Consider the following 15,981-nt stretch of genomic DNA (forward strand, 5'->3'; position numbering starts at 1 on the left):
ATCTTTCAGGAGAGCAGGATGAAATTCAGTGAACAATGGCTGCGCGGCTGGGTAAGCCCGCAGGTAAGTCGCGATGAGCTGGTTGCTCGTCTGTCGATGGCCGGTCTTGAAGTCGATAGCGTGACGCCGGCCGCCGGTGTTTTCAGTGGCGTGGTGGTGGGCGAGGTACTGAGCACCGAACAACACCCCGATGCCGACAAGCTACGTGTTTGCCAGGTCAGCAATGGCACGGAAACCTTCCAGGTCGTGTGCGGTGCGCCAAACGTGCGTCCGGGCCTGAAGATCCCTTTCGCCATGATCGGTGCGGAGCTGCCTGGCGACTTCAAGATCAAGAGGGCCAAGCTGCGCGGCGTCGAGTCGAACGGCATGCTGTGTTCCCAGGCAGAACTGCAGGTGGGAGAGGGCAATGACGGTCTGATGGAATTGCCGGCCGATGCGCCGGTAGGCAAGGATTTCCGTGAGTACCTGGAGCTAGACGACGCCAGCATTGAAGTCGACCTGACTCCTAACCGCGGTGACTGCCTGTCGTTGGCGGGTCTCGCCCGTGAAGTCGGCGCGCTCTATGCCGCACCAGTCACCCGGCCGGTGGTGCTGTCCGTCGCGCCTGCGCACGACGAAGTGCGTCCGGTTGAAGTACTGGCGCCCGCGGCTTGCCCGCGTTATCTGGGCCGAGTCGTCCGCAATGTCGATCTGTCCAAGCCGACCCCACTGTGGATGGTCGAGCGTCTGCGTCGTGCTGACGTACGCAGCATCGATGCGGCTGTGGACATTACCAACTACGTAATGCTCGAATTGGGGCAGCCGCTGCATGCTTTCGATCTTGCCGAAATCAACGGTGGCATCCAAGTACGGATGGCTGAAGAGGGTGAGAAGCTGGTCTTGCTCGACGGCCAGGAAGTGGCCCTGCGTAGCGATACCCTGGTTATCGCCGACCATACCCGGGCTCTGGCGATTGCCGGTGTCATGGGTGGTGAGCACAGTGGCGTAACCGCGACTACTCGCGACGTTTTCCTGGAAAGTGCATTCTTCGACCAGATCGCTGTCGCTGGTAAAGCTCGCTCCTATGGCCTGCATACCGACGCCTCGCATCGCTACGAGCGTGGTGTGGACTGGCAACTGGCCCGTGAAGCCATGGAGCGTGCCACTGGCCTGCTGCTGGAGATCACTGGTGGCGAAGCCGGCCCGATCATCGAAGCGGTCAGTGAACAGCACCTGCCGTCGATCGCTCCGATCACCCTGCGTGCCGAGCGCATTACCCAGATGCTGGGCATGGAAATCGAGGCGCCGGAAGTCGAGCGCCTGCTCGGCGCCCTGGGCCTGAAGATTTCTGCCGATGGAGCAGGGCAGTGGCGCGTTGAAGTGCCAAGCCATCGCTTCGATATCAGCCTGGAAGTCGATCTGATCGAAGAACTGGCTCGTCTATACGGCTACAACCGCCTGCCGGTCCGCTACCCACAGGCGCGCCTGGCTCCACAAGCCAAGGCCGAAGCTCGTAGCGATCTGCCTGAGCTGCGTCGTTTGCTGGTGGCCCGCGGTTATCAGGAGGCTATTACTTACAGCTTCATCGATCCGAAACAGTTCGAGTTGTTTAATCCAGGTGTCGAGCCGCTGTTGCTGGCCAATCCGATTTCCAACGATATGGCTGCCATGCGTTCGTCGCTGTGGCCGGGGTTGGTCAAGGCGCTTCAGCACAACCTGAACCGTCAGCAGGACCGTGTCCGTCTGTTTGAAAGCGGTCTGCGTTTCGTCGGTCAACTGGAAGGCTTGAAGCAAGAGCCGATGCTGGCCGGTGTGGTGTGCGGCACTCGTCTGCCGGAAGGCTGGGCACAAGGTCGCGATGTCGTGGACTTCTTTGACGTCAAGGCCGACGTGGAAGCAGTGCTGGGCTTTGCCGGCGCACTCGATGCGTTCACTTTTGTGCCTGGCAAGCACCCTGCGTTGCACCCGGGTCAAACCGCGCGCATCGAACGTGAAGGTCGTTTGGTTGGCTATATCGGTGCTATCCACCCTGAATTGTCGAAAACCCTCGGTCTCGACCGTCCGGTCTTCGTTTTCGAGCTGGTTCTGGCCGAAGTAGTCTCGGGAAAAATGCCTGAATTCCGTGAGTTGTCGCGCTTTCCTGAAGTACGTCGTGACTTGGCCCTGCTGGCTGATCGCGATGTTGCCGCCAGTGCGGTGCTGGATGTAATCCGTGAGAATGCAGGCGAATGGCTGACAGACCTCAGGTTGTTTGACGTGTACCAAGGTAAAGGCATTGATCCTCATAGAAAAAGCCTTGCGGTTGGCTTGACCTGGCAGCATCCATCGCGCACTCTTAATGACGATGAGGTGAACTCCACGACGCAAAATATCCTCACCTCGCTCGAACACAGGTTGAACGCCACGTTAAGGAAGTGACGTATGGGGGCTCTGACGAAAGCTGAAATGGCCGAACGTCTCTACGAAGAGCTGGGCCTGAATAAACGTGAGGCCAAGGAATTGGTCGAGCTGTTTTTTGAGGAAATCAGGCACGCTCTCGAAGATAACGAACAGGTCAAATTGTCCGGTTTCGGTAACTTCGACCTTCGGGATAAACGCCAGCGACCTGGCCGCAACCCGAAGACGGGTGAAGAAATCCCGATCACGGCACGCCGTGTGGTCACCTTTCGTCCAGGGCAGAAGTTGAAGGCCCGAGTTGAGGCTTATGCTGGAACCAAGTCATAACGACGAGCTCCCGGTCATTCCGGGCAAGCGCTACTTCACCATTGGTGAAGTCAGCGAGCTCTGTGCGGTCAAACCGCATGTGCTGCGTTATTGGGAGCAGGAGTTTCCTCAACTCAACCCCGTCAAGCGCCGCGGAAATCGCCGGTATTATCAGCGCCAGGATGTGCTGATGATCCGGCAGATCCGCGCGTTGCTTTATGATCAGGGGTTCACCATCGGTGGAGCGCGCCTGCGCCTTTCCGGTGATGAAGCCAAAGACGACACCACCCAGTACAAGCAATTGATCCGCCAGATGATCTCCGAACTGGAGGACGTTCTGGTGGTACTCAAGAAGTGATTTTCGGCTTTTAAAATACTTCCAAATTTCAAAAGCTTGCGATATATTCTTGAACGCTTCGTTAAGAAGCAAACCCAGTAACACGCCTAGTCGGGGCGTAGCGCAGTCCGGTAGCGCACTAGCATGGGGTGCTAGGGGTCGAGTGTTCGAATCACTCCGTCCCGACCATATTTCTGAGTAAAATCAGACACTTAAGCCGATCAGAAGATCGGCTTTTTTGTGCCTGCGCAATACCCGCGCAAAACTACCCGGTGATTTCGCTGATATTCAGGTCTGGAATCGCCTCGGACCAGACGCTTTCCGCATGGTCGCGCTGGTAGTTTTTGGTCATGCTCTCGCTCGCGTGACTGGCGATTTTCTGCCCGTCCTTTCCAGCTTTCTGATACAGGTGTAGTGATAGCGCTCGCACTTCGGGAAGCCTGGCATCTCCTCTTCTTTCCAGCCTTTGTAGCAACCCGCCAGTTCCCGGGCCCCTTTGAAGGCTCGCGTCAACGCCGATCAGATCTGCACCACGCATGAACTCCAGGTTCAGCTGCTTCGCTGCGTCGATTGCTTTCAGGCGACCGGAGCCGAACGGGAAAAACTTCCCGTCGGTCGGCCTCCGGTAGCGATATGTCCCGCGCCGCGCATCGAAGTACAGATTCTGCGGAAGGCACTTGTTTGCAGTTTTACGCGGCCTTGGTGCCATCATGCAGCTCCTTTCAATACCATCGCGACGAGATCGTTTCCGGCTGACTTGGTGAGCGCGGCCCAGTCAACGTACCAGAGCTTGCCTATTTGCTCGCCTGGGAGTTGTCCATTTCGGATGTAGTTGCGGATCGCCTGGGGGCATCCAAGGGCGATCTGCCGAAGATACTTTCCCCAAAACATTTCGGAAGGATCGAATTATCGAGTTCCTTCAGGGGGCAAATTTGTTGCTAAATGAGGCTGCTCCGCTAGCTCCAAGGCTACGGCCAAAGCCTTCTGCTCTCGCGGCATTCGAAGCTGCCTCCCGCACTCCGCAGCCCAAGACACCGTCTGGTGGACTAAATCAAATTCTCTTTACTGGATTCCTAGCTGCGCACCGTGCCGAGCTTGAGCAAAAAGCTTCGGATTTTGGGTTGAAGGTTATGAAGACTCCTGGCAAAACGCTCACCTTCCTCTGTTATGGCGATAATGTTGGACCGACTAAGGTTGCGAAGGCGCAGGAGGCAGGGGCTTTTATCATTGATTCAGACCAGTTTCTGAGTTTGATCACGACCGGCGAGCTGCCTTAGCGAGTCCTGGCGGGGCAAGAGTTTGCAGATATTTCACCGTGGTAGCATATGCTCTTGCGCTGACTCTCCAGTGCCGCGGAAATGTTACGAATGACAAAGAAAAAGCCGGCAGATACCAAAGCAGTAACTGCTGCGGACATCGAGCGATCCATCCAGGCCCTCAACAAAATGGCTGAGAGGCTTTGGGGTGATGGACGAGAGGTTGAGGCGCAGGCCCTGCTTAACGCCCTGGACGCGCTAAACCGTGCGCTGGATCGGATCAGGATTGGCGAAAGTCGCAGGGTCGTGACCCTTCATTAGCAAGGGCCCTCTAGCTAGGCAGGGGATCTTTAGGAGCAGACATGGAAGCCTTTGCAAACACTGAATCGCCCGGGACTTTCTAGGCACTCATCGCATGTCACTTTTCAAACTCCATCCATGACTCAGTGAGTGATGCAGGGCATCCTGCCATAGCGCGGCCGGCTCTGTGATAGTCCGCACAAGTGCTAAATGCCTCGAGCTCCGTGTCTTATCGCCTTCTCAGATACTCAAGGGAGTGCCGTTCGCGCTGGGGTCTTGGTATGGCCCGGTTGAGTAGTATTCACGGAGCTGCGCCTCAAGGCTGCGAAGGATCTCCACATCAATCCGAAGGCCGGCCTCACCTGGTCGGTTTTGAGTTAGACCCTGAACATAACCACCGGCTATGAGCGAGTTGAGTGTGTTTCGAGCGTACTCGGCAGATTTGTCAGCCATCTCTAGACTCCAGAAACTCATGAGGGGAGGCCCTCCGCCAATGTAGAGGCTGTGGGCGCTCATAACAGCTTAGCCCTTCGCAAGCCTGCGCCTGGGTTGTGTGGCTTTTGGCTATTACCTTTCGCTAACTGGCGATAGACTGAGTGTTATTGCTGGTTGGATAGACAGTGTGTGTGTAGTGGTCAACTAATCCCGGACACGACGTTAAGTTTTTTCTCGGCCTGAGCCGGGGCCAGCCCATCGTTGAACTGGTGCGGTCGAGTCCAGTTGTACCGATGCATCAGGTAATGACTGATGTCTCGGTGCGCCTCTTGAGCCGTCATGTAGCCCACGGTCGGTATCCATTCAGTTTTCAAACTGCGAAACACACGCTCCATCGGCGCATTATCCCAACAGTTTCCACGACGGCTCATGCTTTGGCGCATGCGGTAACGCCAGAGCCGTTGGCGAAACTGGCGACTGCCGTATTGCGAGCCCTGATCCGAGTGAAGCAGCAGTCCTTGAGGCCGGCCACGCTGCTCGTAAGCCATATCCAGAGCCTTGATCACTAAGTCCGCGTCCGGTTTGCTCGACAGCGCCCAGCCCACAACTCGGCGCGCATAGAGATCCAGCACGACAGCCAGGTAATGCCATTTCCCTTGGGCCCAGATGTAGGTGATATCGCCACACCAGACTTGGTTGGGTGCCGGCACTTCAAACTCTCGATTCAAGATGTTCGGAATATCCGGCCGCTCAACCGTCGCTTGTTTGTAAGCATGTGATCCAGGTTGTTTGCTGACTAACGCCAGCTCCCGCATCAGACCACGCACCTTGAACCGTCCGATTTGCTCGCCATCTTCCTGCATCATCGACACAATGCTGCGGCTGCCGGCGGCGCTCCGACTTTGCGTGAACAACTCATTGACTCGACTGCGTAATCGAAGTCGTTCAACGTCCGGAGTTCGACATCTGAGGCGGTGGGCGTAGTAGCACGAACGAGTGATATCAAAGACCACACAAAGCCAATCAACCGGCTCTTGGGTGCTCAGTTGATCAATCAGCGCGTGCGCTCGTGCTCTTCCGACATCAAGAGCGCGGTAGCCTTTTTTAAAATGGATTTCTCCCGCTCAAGACGAGCGATCCGGGCTTCCAACTCCTGGATCTTCTGCTGCTCGGGCGTCAGCGCTTTTGTCTGCGGAGTAACACCACTGCGCTCCTGCTGGAGTTGGTTAACCCAGCGACGCAACGCGGACTCGACCACCCCGAGCGAGCGGCAGGCCTCGATATGGCTATAGCCTTGATCGAGCACGAGAGCTGCAGCCTCGCGTTTGAATTCAGCGGAAAAGGAACGACGTTGCTTGGTCATCAGACACCTCTATCTGGCGAGCATTCTCGCCTAAATGGGTGTCCGGTTTCATTAGACCACTACAACTGGCTCTCATCGATCTACCGTTCACCTTTGTAGCTGATACCGCTTCGCTCTCGTTCTGTTGGTATTGACGTGGTGTGGCGTCGTCGGCCACGCATTGATCCTGCTGTCACCTTTGTCTTGCGTTGCCGAGCGCCATCACCTGCTCAACGTACTGGCGGTGCTCGCCCGTCATTCCTGCATGCGCAGGGTTGACCGAATAGAAACCCGGCCATCGAGCCGGGTTTTTTATTGACCGCCGTTTATCCATTTCTCGGCACTTGCAAGGCTCTGTCGTTTCTCACGTTTAAGGCACGGATTTCCCGAGCATTGAGAACGGAGAGCCAGCATGAACATTAACGATAATGCACCTGGTAGCTGGTCGCAGCAGGGCGTAACGCGAGCCACGGACAGCGACGCAGGCCATGATCCAAAGCGTAAGGAGCCTGAGGTTCCATTGCCTGCGAACGATGAAGCGCCGGTCGATGAAGAGATGATCGACGTAGATGTAAACAACTCGGTGTCGAGTGAGCACCCGGAAGCAGGCAAAAGTGGTCGCGTCGATGATCCTGATGCAGGCACACAGGACGAAAAGGACAATGAGCCTCGTGGCATGCCCGCGAGTGACCCTGAGTCAGGGGCGTGAAATTCAGATCATCCCTTTGCCCGCTCAGTTGCTGCCCAGAACCTTGGTGACTGCCCGGGCCTGCTCGGCGGTCATGCCCATCTGCAGGCCGAACGGCCCGTTTTAGGCACACCTCTTGTTTGCAGCCGCCTCGCCCTGGTGCAACGCCATCTGCTCGGCGCGCTCATCAACCTTCGTCCAGTGATCCTGGGTTTGCATGGGCTTGTGCCTCAGGTGACCAGGACCTCTTTTCAAAACATGGCTATCGCTTGCGTCGTTAAAGTGAAGTTTTCTAGAATTTCGCCGCCGCTTGGCCGGATCAGCCAATCGGTTTCCATCCGCGAGAAAAAAGGAGGTGCCCTATGACCCAGATTCCAACGATGTTTTCGCTACTGAACCATCAACGAAATTCTGGAGGGGCGATCACCGCCCCGCGGAGAAAACCCAATGCGTACGCTTTACCCTGCTGTGCTTCTTGCTCCGATATCCACTCGCGATGAAGAAGCAGAATGTTGCGCTCTGCAAGTGCGTGACGAACAGATCGACTTTATTGCCAGCAACGCCGAATCATTGGAAGAAGCTGCCGAATGTCCTTGGTGTGAACCCTTAGCGGTGCGCGCCGTTCATTCTGGAGAAATGGTCGGCTTCCTTATGCATGCCCTCGACCCGGACGATAACGGTCGCTGGCTCTATCGCCTGATGATTGACCGTCACCATCAAGGTTTAGGGTATGGACGCGCAGCTCTGCGCGCGCTAGTGGCATACCTGAGAGGCTTGTCGGGAGGTCCTGACATCACTCTGGGCGTCGCGCCGGAGAATATTGGGGCACGCAATCTTTATGCTTCTGAGGGGTTTCTAGAGACGGGCGAAGTGCTTGATGGCGAGCTCGTGATGCGCCTGAGAACATAGTGCTCGCGGTTGCTGATCGGTATTGCGAGTGCAGGATTGACTAAACAGAAACCCGGCCATCGAGCCGGGTTTTTTCTACCCGCGAGAAACCATCCAGCGTATCCGGAGCGGCCTGACGGAGCAGACCGATACAGGCTCAAGAGCAGAGCCTTCGTCGGATGTGTGTGGGGTGAGCTTGCCGATGGCTCAAGTGCCCTAAATGAAGAATGGACGATCAAAAAAAGGGCCCACCCCAAGGTGGACCCTTTGTGTTTCTGACGTGGCCAAAGCCGGCTGGAGCAACACCCTCACACGAACGGAGGGCGTGCCCATCGAGCGTCAGACCAGGCTGATCATGTCCGCACTGAGTTGCGCGGGGTTGAACCCTACCAGGGTGATGCTGCTGTCTCCCGCCACGATCAGGCTGTCGCTGCCTTGTTGGCTGGTGGCGCTGATGACCGCGGCCGTTGAGGCGAACAGGGATTTGGAGAACACCAACTGATCGAATCCGTTCTGGTGAACGTTGAAATCGCTGATCAGGTCATGGCCGAACCCGCCCTGGTCGAAGACAAACAGATCGCTGCCCACGCCACCACTGAGGGTGTCGTTGCCCAGGCCGCCCACCAGGATGTCGTTCTGTGCGCCGCCGTAGAGTGCGTCGTTGCCATTGCCGCCGAGCAGGGTGTCGTTGCCACTTCCACCGTGCAGCAGATCATGGCCCGCGTCGCCTTCAATAAGATCGTCACCGCCCTGGCCGAAGATCAGGTCGCGGCCGGCGGTCCCCTTCAGGAGGTCTGCCAACTGCGTGCCTTCGGTGGCCTTGGCGTAGCTCTTGTCCGATCCGAACAGGCCTTCGAAGTCGAGCTTGCCGCTGGTCACGGTATAGGCCGGGGTCAAGGTCTGGCCCAGGAGCCCTTCGAACTCGACATGCTCGACGTCGTGCAGCTCCTTGAGGCCGTAACGCCCGCCGGTATCGTTGAGAAACAGGCTGCCATCGCTCAGGCGCACGGCTTCGTAGCTGGTGACCGTACCCTGCAGGAAGACTTTGTCGTCGCCCACCCCGGCCGCGACGATGTCGGTGCCGGTGCTGACCCTGAAGCTGTCGTTGCCGGCGAAGCCGTCCAGGAAGTCATCGTTCCTGCCATCCTGCAGCTTGTCCGCGCTGTCCGTGCCGAGGAGAAAGGCCGGAGTGCCGAAGTGGTTGGAGGTGGCGGAGTACTTGTCGCTGACCCAGGTAAAGCTGCGGCTGACCGGGTCGAGGTTGCTGATGATGATGGTGCTGTCGCGTTCGATGTAGTCGTAGAACGTCGACTGGCCGATGCGCTGGATAGGGTTGATGAAGATGCCTTCGAGGTGCGCCACCCAGCCGTTGGGATTGACCACGGAGAAGGGGCCGTTGGGCCAGGTGGGCAGGGCGTAGACCGTGTCGAACAGCACGATGTTGTCGGTGGTCGAGGTGTAGTTGGCGTCACTGCCTTTGAGGGCCGCGAGAATGGCGCCGCTCAGGTCGGTCTGTTCGCCGATCAGCCGATGCACGATGTCGTTTTCGAAGCCGAAGTTGAAGATGCCGTCACTATTGCTGGCCTTTGGCGAGGCCATGCCGAAGTAGTCCGAATCCTTGAAAAAGCCGTCGGCCAGGGTCTCCCTGCCCAGGTACATGCTGTTGGTCACGGAGCCGCCCTGGCTGTAGCCGGTGACCAGCACGTCCTTGCCCGTCAGGTTATGGTGGGTGGCGTAGTTCTTGATCGAGTCGAGCAGGTAGTCGTAGCCGTGGATATAGGAGTTGTCGATCATTGCCGGGTAGCCCAGCAAGTCCATCGGCGAGTTGGTGCCGGCAATCGAAAAGCCCATTTTGACCAGCTTGCCGCTCTCGTCGTACTGGCCGAATACCTTGGCCTGGGAGCCGGATACGTTCTCGCCCTTGAAGCTGCCTGTCAGGTCGAGGTGGCTGCCGTCGATGCCCAGGTCGCTGGCGCTGATCTCGCGCCAGCCCTTGGGCAGGACAAAGGTGTTGCCTTCGCCCAGGACCGCCCCGGGCAAGTGGTAGAGCGCGCCTATGGTCGCTACGCCGCTGGTGTAGGTGGCCAGGTTCCAGGCATCTGAAATGAGCACGCGGCCGTCTTGGCCCTTGTAGTCGAATATCGCCATGGTTCGTTTTCCCTCACAAACTAAAAAGTCATGAAAAAAAACAAGAGCTGAAGTCTTCTTGTTCTTCTTCGCTCGGATTGCGGAGCCTGGTGACTGCGTGCTCCGGAATCTGCGCCCAAGCTACTCATTCATTTGGAGGACGTGGGCCAGGCAAGGGGGTGTTGGCACGATCGTCCTGGGAAAAGCCCGATCCAGCCGCTAAAAATTCAGCGTCATTACAGTTTGGTTAGCTCGAGGATGGTTCGCAGCCGTCCACCCTCCCTACCTTTGAGATCGGATGCATGCACGACAACCTGGCGAAGGTGCCGGACGTGTCGACATCCGACTGAAAATACCCAGTTGCACAAGGCTGGCCGGGCACATTGAGGTTCCAGTGAAGCCGCACTGAAACCGTGTTATGCCCGGCGAACAATCCCTGCCTTATACCCAGCGCCGGAACAGCACGCTGGCATTCACCCCGCCAAAGCCGAAGCCATTGGACAAGGCGTATTCCATCGCCAGCGGCCGCGCCTGGCCACGAATCAGGTTGAGGCCTTGCGCGGCGGCATCCGGGTTTTCCAGGTTGAGGGTGGCGGGGGCGATCTGGTCGCGCAACGCCAGGATGGTGAAGATCGCTTCGATCCCGCCGGCGGCGCCCAGCAGGTGGCCGGTGGCCGACTTGGTCGAAGCGATGGCCAGCTCGCTGCTGTTGCCAAACACACTCTTGATCGCCGCCAGTTCGCCTTTGTCACCCACCGGGGTCGAGGTGGCGTGGGCGTTCAGGTGCTGGACCTGGGACGGCTCGACGCCAGCCTGACGCAACGCCTGTTGCATGGCGCGGCGGGCACCGTCGCCGTCTTCTGGGCCGGCGGTCATGTGATAGGCGTCGGCACTGGTGCCGTAGCCCACCAGCTCGGCGATCGGCGTGGCACCCCGGGCCAGGGCGTGTTCCAGCTCTTCGATCACCAGCAGGCCGGCGCCTTCGCCCATCACAAAGCCGTCGCGGGCCTGGTCGAAGGGCCGCGAAGCGCGTTCCGGAGTGTCGTTGAAATCGCTCGACAGGGCGCGTGCGGCGGCGAAACCGGCAAGGCTGACCCGGTGAATCGTGGCTTCCGTGCCCCCGCAGACCGCGACGTCGATCTCCCCGGCACGAATCATCCGCGCGGCATCGCCGATGGCCTGGACACCCGCGGCGCAGGCTGTCACCGGCGTGCCCAGTGGGCCCTTCAGGCCATGCTGGATCGACACATGACCGGCGGCCATATTGCTGAGGAAGGATGGAATGGTGAACGGCGAAAGACGACGCGGCCCCTTGCTGTCGGTGGTGCGCACGGCGTCGACGATGGCCGGGAAACCGCCCACGCCCGAAGCGATGATGGTGGCGGTACGTTCCTGCGCCTCCGCCGTCTGCGGAGCCCAGCCGGCCTGGGTCAATGCCTCCTGGGCCGCGGCGAGGGCGAACAGGATGAAGCGGTCCATCTTGCGCTGTTCCTTGGGCGCCAGCAGCGCGTCCGGATCGAAGCCGGCCTGCGGGTCCTGGATGCGGTCCGGAACCTGGCCGCCGATGCTGATCGGCAGGTCGCCGATCAGTTCTTCCGGTAGCCGGCGGATACCCGATTGTCCGGCCAGCAGGCGTTGCCAGACCTGTTCGACGCCGCAGCCCAGCGGGGTCAATGCGCCCATGCCGGTGACGACAATGCGTTTGTTCATGACCTTCAGCTCCTTCATCTCGAGTAGGGTGTGTCGCTCTATGGACGTCACTATCATCATGAAAGTAACATGGCCGGACCACAAATACGCAACTGTGAAATTCGAGGAACCGCCATGCAACGCAAGACCCTCCTTCACGACGAATGCCCGATTGCCCGCAGCCTGGAGCGGGTGGGCGAGTGGTGGAGCATCCTGATCATGCGCGACGCCCTGCATGGCCTGCGGCGTTTCGAGGAGTTTTCCCGCAGCCTGGAGATCGCCCCCAACATGCTCACCCGACGCCTGAATTCGCTGGTCGAGGCCGGCTTGCTGGAGCGCCAGGCCTACAGCCAGCGGCCGCTGCGCTACCAGTATGTGCCGACGGCCCGGGGCGAGGACTTCCGTGTGGTGCTGATGGCGTTTGTCGCCTGGGGCAATCGCCATTACGCGCCGGAAGGGGAAAGCGTGCAGATCGTCGAGCGCGCCACCGGCCGGCCGGTGCGGCCGATGATGGCCGACCTGGTCGATGGCCGCCCGGTGCCGCTGGAGCACTGCACGGTCCAGGCCGGGCCGGTGGCCAGCGAAGGCATACGTCAGCGCCTGGGAGCGTTGCAGGTGATGGAGGCCAAGGGCGAAGCCTGAGGTACCGCGGATCGCCACGGCACCCTTGGCTTAACCACCAGCGCCTGTCACTGGTCCTTTTCGCAGTTGACCATCCACGAGGCGCCGAAGCGGTCGACCAGCATGCCGAAGCGCGCCGCCCAGAAGGTGGCGTCCAACGGCATCTGGACAGTGCCCTGGTCCGCCAGCGCGGCGAACACCCGCTCGGCCTCGGCGATGCTGTCGACATTCAGCGATATCGAGCAGCCGTGGATCCCCGCGTAAGGCCGATCGGGCGTGCTGTCCGAGCCCATGATGGCCTGGTCGCCCACCAGCAGGCGGGTGTGGATGATCAGGTTGTGATACTCGGCGGGAACATGCTCGCGGGCAGGGCTTTCGCCGAAGGTCATCATCACTTCGAGGGTGCCTTGCAGGCTCTGGGCGTAGAACTTGAAGGCGGCTGCGCAATCGCCGTTGAAGATCAGGTAGGGATTGATTTTCATGCTGGGACTCCCGGATGGCAGGGCCGCGGGCGCGCCGGATAAGCCGGCCCGCTGGCAAAAAACCGATGGATTGAGACCTCCACTAGCAAAGCCTAAACCGGTGTGGCAGTGGGCTTGTTCTTAGACGGTTTTTTCATGGGGCGGTGGCGGGTTATCGCCCTTGGTGCACCCCTTGTCAGGCCCGCCGCCGCAGTCGGCGGCGAGCCTGGGGTAGCGCTACACCAGCCGGGTCTGGGGCATGCCCAGCAGGCCGGTCAGGCGATCCATGATTGCCTGCTGCCGGGCGCGGTCGGCCAGGTAGTCGGCCTCGGCGCTGGCCACATCGGCCGAGCAGTGCGGGCAGGTGGTTTCGTGGCTATGGATGTACTGCCAGCAACTGCGGCACAGGGCCAGACGGGTGGGCAGGCGTCCTTCCTCGGGGGATTTCTGCCCCTGGTTGATCCACGCCAGCTTGATCACCTGGCCGCTGTCGCTGACGCTACTGACCGTCTCGCCGGTGTCGATGCGTTCGGTGATCAGGTCGAAGCGCCCGACCGCGAACGAGGCTTTGGCGGCATCCTCGAGTTTGACGATGCGTTCGCGCAGGCCCTTTTTCTGCAGGTCCAGGGCGCGGTAGTGGCAGTACGGATTGTTGCCGGGCTTGCCCAGCAGCGAGTGCGAGGTCCAGGTGCAGCCGCCGCGGCACACGTCGTTGTAGTAGCAGCCACGGCAATAACCCCAGAGGTCGTCGACCGAGCGCAGGCGGCCAAAATGCATGCCTTCGCTGTAGTGCCAGATGTCGTGCAGGTTCATGTCGCGCACATTGCCGCCGGAGAACCCCACCGTCGCCAGTGACGGGCAACCCTTCACCGTGCCGTCGGCCTCCAGGGCCAGCACCGTTTGCCCGGCGGCGCAGCCGCTCCAGTGCACGCGCTCGTCGCCGAAGCCGCGCCACATATGCTCGTAAGGGCCGTAGTAACCGATGTTGTTGCCCACGTTCATCAGCAGGCCGCGTTCCTGGCCTTCGCGGTAGAGGCGCGCGAGCAGCGGCATGACTTCCAGCAGTTGATAGGGTTGCAGCAAGAGTTCCGGGTGATCCACCGCGTTACCCATGGCCACCGTCAGCTGGATCTGCCAATGGGTGGCGCCCAGCTCGATGATCAGGTTCATCAGCTGTGGCAAGTCGGGCAGGGTGGCCGCGCCGATCTGCGTATTGACGCTGACCGCGAGCCCGGCCTGCTTGGCCCGGCGCAGGGTATCCACGGCCTTGTCGAAGGAGCCCGGGACGTTGCGCACGGCGTCATGCAAGGGCGCCAGGCCGTCCAGCGAAACCCCCACGCCGTTGAGCCCGGCCTCCACCGCGGCCTGCATTTTCGCCGGGGTGAGGTTGCGCCCGCCGGTCTGGATCGCGCAGTAGATGCCGTGGTCGTGGATGGCCCGGATCAGGCGGGTCCAGTCCTTGCGCAAATAGGCTTCGCCGCCGATCAGGGTGACCTCCCGCGTGCCGAGGGCGGCGAGGGCGTCTATCACGTCGAGGCATTCCTGGGTGTTCAGTTCGTTGGGGCGTCGATGGCCGGCGCGCGAGCCGCAATGCAGGCATTTGAGGTCGCAGGCGAGGGTGATTTCCCAGACCACATGCACCGGTACGTAACGCTTGAGGTCGGTTTCGCTGAGGTAGCGGGCGGGGCGATTGGCTGACATGGACAGTCCTTTGGGCGCACACAGGCGCGCAGCACGAACCTGGCGGATGTCCGCGCCGTCCCTGGCGATGCCGGCCCGAGCGGACATAGGGTTTGCCAGTGGCGAGCCAGGCCTGGCCCCGGGGAAGGAAGGCCAGGCCCGGACGCCACTGCTCAGCGAGCTTCGAGGCGGGCGATCTCGGCGTTCAGCTGCTGCAAGGCGCTGCGCAGCGCATCGCTGCTGGCCAGTTGCTGCTCGCCCTGGCGGACGACCGCCTTGAGCTGCGCCAGGTCACCGCTGCTTTGCGCCTGCTGCACCGCCACCGCATACAGCGGCACAGGGTGATGGGGCACAGGCTCGGGGTGCGGGATCGACGCCTGGCTGACCGTGGCGTGCTGCACGTCCTGCCAGTTGCCCTGGTAGCAGTATTTGTAGCTGGCGAAACCGCTGACCCAGTCGAGCCCGAGAATCCCGTGCAGGTGGAAGGTCGCGGCGATCTGGCTGGTCGGGCCGCTGGGGTTGCCGGTCAGGCTCAGGATGATGTGGCCTTCGGTCGATGGGTGCAGTTGTGCCTTGGAATAGTCGCCCCACACGTCGGCGAAGAAGTTCACCGGCGGGTAGGTGCTCTTGAACACTCGGGCCACGCCGCTGACTTTTTTCTGCACGGTGTTGACCAACAGGTCGAGGGTCAGAACCGGGGCGCCCAACAGCCCCGTGGTGGCTTGGATGCGGGTATGGAACAGTCCAGTGTGCATGGTGCAACTCCTTGTTCTTGTTCAGGGAAGTCGGTGGGTTGGCACGCCGTGGTCAGCGCCGCTCGAGCCGGCCGATCTCGTTCTTGGCCGCATCCAGCGCGCTGCGCAGCTGGGGCAACTGGTCCAGTTGCTGCTGGGCCAGGCTGGCCAGGCTCTTCATCTGGGTCAGGTCGCCGCTGGCGATGGCGCCATGGATCGGTGCGGCATACAGCGGGGTGATCGGTGGATACGGCAGCAGGACCGGACCGGGTTCCAGCGGTATTGGCAGGGCTGACAAGGCGTAGGAGGGCACCGACTCGACGAGGTGGGCGGGTGCGTTCTCCACCGATACCCAGCGCTGGCCGTTGTAGTACTGGTAGTTGGCGATGCCGTTCTTCCAGTCGTGGTCCACCACCAGCTGAATCTTGAAAGTGACGATCGAGTTCGAGCCCGGCCCGCCCTGGTTACCCTGGGCGGTGACCAGGATCTTGCTCGAGCTGGGTGGCATGACGGTGAGGTAAGTGTATTGCCCCCACACATCGGACTGCAGGTCCAGCGGCGGGTTGCTGGCCTGGGTCACCACCGAGGTGCCGCGCACGGTCTGCTCGGGGGTGTAGACCAGCAGGTCGAGGGTAAGGCTCGGCGCGCCCGGGGTCGGATTGCCGATCCGGTAGCTGAGGGGAAACAGGCCAACAGGGGACGTAGTGGAACCGGACATGATTGCCTCCATTGCATTAGAAA

15 protein-coding genes, 1 tRNA gene and 1 pseudogene are annotated in these 15,981 nt (G+C 60.4%); 9 read left to right on the plus strand and 8 right to left on the minus strand.

The window, feature by feature from the left end:
• The first annotated feature begins 18 nt into the window (after window positions 1-18).
• The 4 genes from pheT to H0I86_RS10855 all read left to right on the plus strand — a co-directional run bounded on the left by pheT (window position 19) and on the right by H0I86_RS10855 (window position 3,208).
• A complete protein-coding gene (pheT, locus tag H0I86_RS10840) occupies window positions 19-2,397 on the plus strand; it encodes a phenylalanine--tRNA ligase subunit beta (RefSeq protein ID WP_180924989.1) in 2,379 nt (792 codons plus the stop codon).
• A gap of 3 nt (window positions 2,398-2,400) precedes the next feature.
• Window positions 2,401-2,703 (plus strand): integration host factor subunit alpha, encoded by a 303-nt coding sequence (ihfA, locus tag H0I86_RS10845; RefSeq protein WP_002553164.1) that lies wholly within the window; start codon window positions 2,401-2,403, stop codon window positions 2,701-2,703.
• Window positions 2,684-3,040 (plus strand): MerR family transcriptional regulator, encoded by a 357-nt coding sequence (locus H0I86_RS10850; RefSeq protein ID WP_007920509.1) that lies wholly within the window; start codon window positions 2,684-2,686, stop codon window positions 3,038-3,040. Before ihfA ends, H0I86_RS10850 begins: the two co-directional genes overlap by 20 nt.
• 91 nt (window positions 3,041-3,131) lie before the next feature.
• Window positions 3,132-3,208: transfer RNA gene (locus H0I86_RS10855), tRNA-Pro, on the plus strand.
• Window positions 3,209-3,284: 76 nt separating this feature from the next.
• Here H0I86_RS10855 and H0I86_RS10860 read toward each other — a convergent pair.
• Window positions 3,285-3,728, minus strand: a pseudogene (locus tag H0I86_RS10860) (phage integrase Arm DNA-binding domain-containing protein).
• 226 nt (window positions 3,729-3,954) lie between these two features.
• Here H0I86_RS10860 and H0I86_RS10865 point away from each other — a divergent pair.
• Both H0I86_RS10865 and H0I86_RS10870 read left to right on the plus strand, forming a co-directional pair.
• Window positions 3,955-4,296: a BRCT domain-containing protein gene (locus H0I86_RS10865; protein WP_258019458.1), complete on the plus strand. Its 342-nt coding sequence runs from the start codon at window positions 3,955-3,957 to the stop codon at window positions 4,294-4,296.
• A 90-nt stretch (window positions 4,297-4,386) separates the two neighbouring features.
• Window positions 4,387-4,596 (plus strand): hypothetical protein, encoded by a 210-nt coding sequence (locus tag H0I86_RS10870; protein ID WP_180924990.1) that lies wholly within the window; start codon window positions 4,387-4,389, stop codon window positions 4,594-4,596.
• A gap of 614 nt (window positions 4,597-5,210) precedes the next feature.
• On the opposite strand, the gene H0I86_RS10875 is transcribed toward H0I86_RS10870, so the two are convergent.
• Window positions 5,211-6,373 (minus strand): IS3 family transposase gene (locus tag H0I86_RS10875; RefSeq protein WP_180924991.1). Its coding sequence is split into 2 segments (ribosomal slippage): window positions 5,211-6,118 and window positions 6,118-6,373, totalling 1,164 coding nucleotides; the frame shifts between segments, so codons are not numbered across the junction.
• Window positions 6,374-6,764: 391 nt separating this feature from the next.
• On the opposite strand from H0I86_RS10875, the gene H0I86_RS32355 reads away from it, so the two are divergent.
• Both H0I86_RS32355 and H0I86_RS10885 read left to right on the plus strand, forming a co-directional pair.
• Window positions 6,765-7,061 carry a hypothetical protein gene (locus H0I86_RS32355; RefSeq protein WP_180924992.1) on the plus strand — a complete coding sequence of 99 codons (297 nt, stop codon included), beginning with the start codon at window positions 6,765-6,767 and terminating at the stop codon, window positions 7,059-7,061.
• 426 nt (window positions 7,062-7,487) lie between these two features.
• Window positions 7,488-7,949 carry a GNAT family N-acetyltransferase gene (locus H0I86_RS10885; RefSeq protein WP_232539760.1) on the plus strand — a complete coding sequence of 154 codons (462 nt, stop codon included), beginning with the start codon at window positions 7,488-7,490 and terminating at the stop codon, window positions 7,947-7,949.
• 318 nt (window positions 7,950-8,267) lie between these two features.
• On the opposite strand, the gene H0I86_RS10890 is transcribed toward H0I86_RS10885, so the two are convergent.
• The gene (locus H0I86_RS10890; RefSeq protein ID WP_180924993.1) at window positions 8,268-10,076 is read right to left on the minus strand and encodes a calcium-binding protein; all 1,809 of its coding nucleotides are present in this window, start codon (window positions 10,074-10,076) and stop codon (window positions 8,268-8,270) included.
• A 420-nt stretch (window positions 10,077-10,496) separates the two neighbouring features.
• Window positions 10,497-11,765, minus strand: coding sequence for a beta-ketoacyl-ACP synthase II (gene fabF / locus H0I86_RS10895; RefSeq protein ID WP_180924994.1), 1,269 nt, complete (start codon window positions 11,763-11,765; stop codon window positions 10,497-10,499).
• A gap of 114 nt (window positions 11,766-11,879) precedes the next feature.
• Between fabF and H0I86_RS10900 the strand changes: the two genes are divergently transcribed.
• On the plus strand, window positions 11,880-12,386 hold the full coding sequence (locus H0I86_RS10900; protein ID WP_180924995.1) for a winged helix-turn-helix transcriptional regulator: 507 nt from the start codon (window positions 11,880-11,882) through the stop codon (window positions 12,384-12,386).
• Window positions 12,387-12,433: 47 nt separating this feature from the next.
• On the opposite strand, the gene H0I86_RS10905 is transcribed toward H0I86_RS10900, so the two are convergent.
• From H0I86_RS10905 to H0I86_RS10920, 4 genes are all read right to left on the minus strand, one after another.
• Entirely contained in the window at window positions 12,434-12,847 is a 414-nt protein-coding gene (locus H0I86_RS10905; RefSeq protein ID WP_180924996.1) for a VOC family protein, read from the minus strand.
• Between the two features lie 216 nt (window positions 12,848-13,063).
• Window positions 13,064-14,527 carry a GDL motif peptide-associated radical SAM/SPASM maturase gene (locus H0I86_RS10910; protein ID WP_180924997.1) on the minus strand — a complete coding sequence of 488 codons (1,464 nt, stop codon included), beginning with the start codon at window positions 14,525-14,527 and terminating at the stop codon, window positions 13,064-13,066.
• A 152-nt stretch (window positions 14,528-14,679) separates the two neighbouring features.
• Window positions 14,680-15,261, minus strand: coding sequence for a DUF1842 domain-containing protein (locus tag H0I86_RS10915; RefSeq protein ID WP_180924998.1), 582 nt, complete (start codon window positions 15,259-15,261; stop codon window positions 14,680-14,682).
• A gap of 52 nt (window positions 15,262-15,313) precedes the next feature.
• Window positions 15,314-15,958, minus strand: a complete 645-nt coding sequence (locus H0I86_RS10920) for a DUF1842 domain-containing protein (RefSeq protein ID WP_180924999.1) — start codon at window positions 15,956-15,958, stop codon at window positions 15,314-15,316.
• Window positions 15,959-15,981: the final 23 nt, after the last annotated feature.

Origin of the sequence: Pseudomonas chlororaphis subsp. aurantiaca, from assembly GCF_013466605.1 — a bacterium.
Lineage (GTDB): Bacteria > Pseudomonadota > Gammaproteobacteria > Pseudomonadales > Pseudomonadaceae > Aquipseudomonas > Aquipseudomonas chlororaphis_I.